Raw genomic sequence first — 1851 nt, 5'->3', positions numbered from 1 at the left:
TGATAAATCACCTGATACAATAAAGTCTCCGCTTATAGTTTGATTGTTGTAAATTGTTCCAGAAAAACCCGTTAAATCAAGCAAGTCTTCCTGAAATCCACTCATATTATTTGTAACCGGATTTTCTGACCCATCATATGGGTTATAATAGCCCACGGGTGACCTTGTATCAAAATCATTCGCATAAGTAAATGCTTCTTCCATTTGTACTTTCCCATCTTCATTATCATCTGGATTATAATCAGAAGGGTGCGAGGCAAAATAATTACCGAATGGGAAATTACCCGTTGCATAACTAGTTTGCCAAGGATAATCTCCATTTGGATCCGGGTAATAACCTCTTGCAGCAGCAGTCCAGTAAAAAACGAATTCATCATACATAGCATTACTAATCCAAATTTCTGCCCATGAATATTCATATTCCCCACAGGCTGTATGAATAACTCTATGTTTGCAAGCTGCATTTGTCACATTAGTAATTTCATTTTCAAATCCGCCACTGTGGCATTGTTCCATCACGAAAATCATTGAAGAGCAATTAATATTTTCAATATAATCTGCTAATTCGTCAGGATATAAATCATAGTCTTGTAAACAAATGTAAGAAGAACTTCCATTATGTCCACCGTGATCATCAATAAATATAAATAATTGATCATCGGGCCCCAACTCTGGAACATTAGGATCATTTGTCCATTCGCCAGCCAAATTTCTAAAAGTTCGCTCTATTGTACTTTTATTTGCATTATAATCAATATCATTAATATTATCATTATTAAAATCATTTCCAAAAGAACTTGTACCATCTCCATAATGCACGAGAATATTTTGTTCGGGGTACCCATAAACATCAACCAATGTACAATACATAGCAGATATATCGTTCCAGTAGCGCTGCCAGTCACAACCATTTATTATTACTGCATAAAGATGTTCATTGGGCGATACGGTTTGTATTACAGAGGGGGTATATGTTTTTAGCATTTTACCCAGACCACCTTGATGTTTTACGTTTGATATCACTTCAAATTGATTAAGATCAGCAGGATGTATTTTTTCTTTCACAATTTCGTATTCTCCTGTTTCTTTGTTAACAAATATGTAACTGCACGGATGTTCCCAATTAGCAAAAGGCATCTCGTCAACAAAAAATATCCAGCATTCTGTATATGGAACAGCTAATTGTTTTTTCCAAAGTTTAAGTCCGTCTTTTTTACGAACAATATCTTTGGATATATAAACATCTACTTTACCAAGTTTTTCTTTTAACAATTCTTTAAGTATCCAATCTTTTGCATCCTGCTTTGTGATCTGACCGTAGGATATGTCGTATGTTACCGTTAATAAAATAGTAAATAAAATTACTAAAATATAATTAATAATTAGAGGTTTTGTGTTATTAATAAACATAAAATCCTCCTCTTATTTATTCTTGAAGTTATTCTTTTATCAACAGTAGGAATTGCTCACTTGAGAAGAATCATTTTTCTACCATTTCTATAATTTATACTATGTAACATATAAAAGTAAACGCCACTGCTCACTTCCTTCCCATTTTCATCTCTACCATCCCACGTAATTATGTAACGTCCTGGCAAGTTTATTTCATTTCTTATTAATTTTTTTACTACTTCTCCTCTTATGTTATATATCGTTAAATTAATTACTTCTGTTCGTGGTAATTGGTAGGTGATTAAAGTAATGTTATTAAAAGGATTAGGGTAATTCTGCTCAAGTAGAAATTCTTGAGGAACAAAGCTTGTTAATTCTCCTTCTGTTAAAGGTAAACACTCGCCTTGATAGAAAGTCCAATCAAAAGGAAGTGGAGATGAGTTCTGCAAAGTAAATATC

General features: G+C 33.1%; 2 protein-coding genes. Both read right to left on the bottom strand.

All coding sequences use genetic code 11. The features are described from left to right. Window positions 1-1410 (bottom strand): C13 family peptidase (locus ACSSWA_RS14855; protein ID WP_437357429.1); only part of this gene is annotated, 1410 nt, incomplete at its 3' end. Between the two features lie 56 nt (window positions 1411-1466). After that, on the bottom strand, window positions 1467-1851 hold a 385-nt coding region (locus ACSSWA_RS14850; RefSeq protein WP_437357427.1), incomplete at its 5' end, for a FlgD immunoglobulin-like domain containing protein.

Origin of the sequence: Melioribacter sp. Ez-97 (genome assembly GCF_051488665.1) — a bacterium.
Taxonomy (GTDB): Bacteria; Bacteroidota; Ignavibacteria; order Ignavibacteriales; family Melioribacteraceae; genus Melioribacter.
This window is presented reverse-complemented; position numbering and strand designations above follow the sequence as displayed.